This window comes from Brevundimonas sp. (genome assembly GCF_018608325.1).
In the GTDB taxonomy this organism is placed as follows: Bacteria; Pseudomonadota; Alphaproteobacteria; order Caulobacterales; family Caulobacteraceae; genus Brevundimonas.
Window position 1 is genome coordinate 1 of sequence record NZ_JABAZW010000109.1, and the last position, 3,740, is coordinate 3,740.

Annotated in this window: 5 protein-coding genes; 1 reads left to right on the forward strand and 4 read right to left on the reverse strand. The window is 67.1% G+C overall.

Annotated features, from left to right (window positions below):
* From QZ281_RS11040 to chpT, 4 genes are all read right to left on the reverse strand, one after another.
* Positions 1–1,236 (reverse strand): M20/M25/M40 family metallo-hydrolase (locus tag QZ281_RS11040; protein WP_292228328.1); only part of this gene is annotated, 1,236 nt, incomplete at its 3' end.
* A gap of 71 nt (positions 1,237–1,307) precedes the next feature.
* Complete coding sequence (locus tag QZ281_RS11045; RefSeq protein ID WP_292228330.1) at positions 1,308–2,123, reverse strand: protein-glutamate O-methyltransferase CheR; 816 nt, start codon at positions 2,121–2,123, stop codon at positions 1,308–1,310.
* Positions 2,120–2,497, reverse strand: coding sequence for a response regulator (locus tag QZ281_RS11050; protein ID WP_292228332.1), 378 nt, complete (start codon positions 2,495–2,497; stop codon positions 2,120–2,122). Before QZ281_RS11050 ends, QZ281_RS11045 begins: the two co-directional genes overlap by 4 nt.
* Before the next feature lie 88 nt (positions 2,498–2,585).
* The gene (gene chpT, locus QZ281_RS11055) at positions 2,586–3,263 is read right to left on the reverse strand and encodes a histidine phosphotransferase ChpT (RefSeq protein ID WP_292228334.1); all 678 of its coding nucleotides are present in this window, start codon (positions 3,261–3,263) and stop codon (positions 2,586–2,588) included.
* 98 nt (positions 3,264–3,361) lie between these two features.
* Between chpT and QZ281_RS11060 the strand changes: the two genes are divergently transcribed.
* Positions 3,362–3,740 (forward strand): inositol monophosphatase family protein (locus QZ281_RS11060; protein WP_292228336.1); only part of this gene is annotated, 379 nt, incomplete at its 3' end.

Genomic DNA, 3,740 nt, shown 5'->3' on the forward strand with positions numbered 1-3,740 from the left:
CAGCCGCGGCAGGCGACGCAGCAGGGTGTAATAAAGCTCGGGCGTGTCGATCTGTTTGCCGATCGGTCCGCCCAGCACCCGCACGGCCTGCGCCAGAACGACGCTGACGGCCAGCAGCCAGACGCCGCCGGTCACGCCCTTGAGGACAGAGGCGCGGCTGAGGCCTGTCCCATGCCGGGCGCCCCAGCCCGCGAACCCGGTCAGCAAAGCGGCCAGTCCCAGCAGCAGCCAGCCGACCACAGGCGGATGGCGCAACACGATCAGGCCGAACACATCGGCATAGACGGCGTTATAGGTCGCCTTGGGCAGTTCGGGCGCGCGCAGGAAACCGTCGGCCGCCTCCAGCGCCAGTGAACCGATATGCTGCAGGCTGCCCTGATCCAGCGCCTCGGGCGTCGAGGTCGGCGAATGATACTGGTCCGGCCTGCCGATGAAGGCCAGATTCACTCCGGCGATGCCGCGATTGACCGCGATGGTCATGTCCGTGCCGTTCGGCATCAGGCGATAGACGAAGACGGTCAGGGCGTTGCTGGACGGGCCGCCGGTTGCGTCTTTGGTCGCGCGGGCGAACTGGGCGATGGTCTGGGCGTTGCCGGGGCCGGTTTCGAACATCATGGCCCGCCCGCCGCCGCCGCGCGCCTCCAGATTGACGACCATGCCGATCCGGTCGCGCAGCGGATGCTCGCTGAAGAAGGCGCGCGCGCCGTCCAGATTCAGCTCCTCGGCATCGGTCAGCAGCACGATCAGCGTGCGGTCAGCCGGTCCCCGCGCCTTGATCGCCTGCACGGATTCCAGAATGGCGGCCACGCCCGAGGCGTCGTCGGCGGCGCCCGGTGAACCCGGCACGCTGTCGTAATGGGCCATCATCAGGACGGCAGGCAGTTCGGGCCGACGTCCAGGCAGAACCCCGACCAGATTGACGGCCAGCAGACCCGCAGCATTGTCGCCGCGTTTCTGAATACGGCTGATGGCGGCGGGCGACAGGGCGCCGGACTGCAGGCTGGGGCTCAGGCCCAGGTCCGTCAGTCGCCCCAGCAGATAGGACTGCACCATCGCGTGGTCGATGGAGCCGATAGGGTGGGGCGCACGGGCGATATGCCGCACGTCCGTCATGGCGCGGACGGCGGAAAACTCAGTGGCGGGCGATAGGGCGGGAACGGGCTTGGGCGTCTGACTGGTCAGCACCGCCAGACCAAAGGCGGCTGCAAGGGACGCTAAAAGCAAGACCAGCCGCATAGTCACCCCCCGATGCCCGAACGACGCACTTCAGCCCGGAACCGGCGTCTTGTGCAAGGGCGGCTTTGCAATCAGGCCGCGCGTCGAAGGGACGAGGGCGCTTTCACATACAGGCCCTTGCGGCCGTTGACCGGCCTGAAGGCGACGGTTTCACCCTCCAGACGTTCGTCCACGCCCAGGAACAGGCAGCCGTCATCGACCAGTCGGCGCTCCAGACCGTCCAGCACGCGGGCGCGGCGCTGCGGCTCCATGTCGGTGATGACGTTGCGGCAGAAGATGACGTCGAAGCGAATCTCATCGACCGGTTCGTCCAGCAGGTTCGACCGTCCGAAACGCACCTTTTCGGCCAGTTCGTCCCGCACCCGCCATTGATCCTCAGCCGGTTCGAACCAGCGCAGCATGGTGTGGGCGGTCAGACCGCGCTGAACCTCGAAGCCGGAATAGATGCGCGAGCGCGCCCTTTCGATGGCCCGTTGCGACAGATCCGTGCCGATCACCTCGACATCGGCGCCCGCCTCTTTGCCCGCCATGGCGATGGACCAGGCTTCCTGTCCGGTCGAGCAGCCCGCCGACCAGATGCGGACGCGGCCGTCAGGACGCGCCCCGGCCAGAGCGGGAAGCAGCTCTTTTTCCAGCACATTGAACGGCGTGCGGTCGCGGCGGAACCAGGTCTCGGGGTTCAGCAGGCATTCGATCACCGCCCAGGCCAGCGACGCCACCGGCTGAGCCCACAGGTTCGCCAGCAGGGCCTCGACATTGGCGTAGCCTTCCCGGCGCGCAATCGGACCCAGCCGGTGTTCGGCCAGGTGAATGCGGTCACGCGCCAGTCGATAGCCGGCGCGCGTGGCGAGAAGATTCTGCAGCTTGTCGAAGTCGTCTGGCGTCATGCGGCGATCGCTCCGACCTCCGCCAGCTTGGACTGCAGGATGTCGCCGTCGAACGGCTTCATGACATAGTCGTCGGCGCCCGCAGCCAGAGCCTCGGCGATCTTTTCGGGCCGGGTCTCGATGGAGCAGAACAGGGCCTTGGGCCGGTCGCCGCCGGGCAGGGCGCGCATCCGGCGCAGGAAGCTGAGCCCGTCCATAACCGGCATGTTCCAGTCGATCAGCAAGACGTCGGGCAGGGCGCTGGTGCAATAGGCCAGGGCCTCTGCGCCGTCGGCGGCTTCATCGACCTCATAGCCGAGGCCTTCGACGATGCGGCGCGCAACCTTGCGGATGATGCGGCTGTCATCGACGATGAGACACGTGCTGACGGACAAGACAGGACTCCTGACGGGCGTTCGTCTTTACCCGATTCCCTCACACCAACTATGGCCGACGCCAGTTAATGAGTCGTTGGTGTGTGGGTTACACAGGCATGGTCGCCGACAACACGACCCGGCCGTCCTCGATCGTCGTCGTCAGGTCGCCGCCCGCCTCCGTCACGGTCAGCCACAGCCAGTAGGGCTGGATCCACTGACCCGCCAGACCCTCGTTCAGGCGCAGGCCGTTCAGTCCGGTCAGGGCTTCGGGCTTCAACCGCGCGCGGGCGCCGTCGGCGTGGCCGGTCAGGTGCAGGACGCCGTTCTCGACACGGGTCTCGATCACGGCGTTTCCGCCCATCGGCAGGGCGCCGATCGTCAGATAGGCCAGATTGATCAGGGCGCGGGCCTGGGGCTTGGAGAACTCGCCCTCGTTGACGCGCCAGTCCAGCGTCGCGCGTCCGCCCACGGTCACGCCTGTGACCAGGGCCTGTAGCTCGCGGGCCGTGAACCGCTCGCTGGTGGTGGCTGCGCCGAAGGCCACGCGGGCGAAATGCACCAGGGCCACCATCTTGCGCGCGCTCTGGGCGATCAGGGCCAGGGCGTCGTCGCGCATGTCCTGCGCCGACGGATCATCCAGCAGGTCCAGGCCCGAGACGATGGCGCCCGACGGGCTGATGAAGTCGTGGCACAGTTTGGCGGCAATGTAGGTGGCCAGTTCAGTCCCGTTGACGGACCCGTCTACGGGCAGATCGAGCGGGGCTTCGGCGGCGGTGTCGGTCATGGCGTCTGCAGCACTCGGGTCAGGATTTCGTCTGGCGCATCAGGCTGACGTGATTTGCCGGTTCATGGAACCTTCGGGATGGTCTATCCAGAGGCGCAATGACGACCTCATCCATCCCGACCCTCGACCGTGATCTGAAGTCCGGCGATCTGACCCTGAAACTGGCCGAGATCGCTGAAGAGGCGGCGCGCCTCATCCTGCCCTTCTGGCGCAGCGGAACGGCGGTCGAAACCAAGTCGGACGACAGCCCGGTGACCCAGGCGGACCGTGCGGCCGAGGCCCTGATTCTGGAACGGCTGGCCGCCCTCTATCCCGGTGTTCAGACGGTGGCGGAAGAGGCGGTGGCCGCGGATGGCGCTCCGACCGAAACCGACGACTGGTTCTGGCTGATCGACCCGCTGGACGGCACGCGCGGTTTTGTGCGCGGGGGCGAGGCCTTCACCGTCAATATCGCCCTGATCCATGACGGCTATCCGG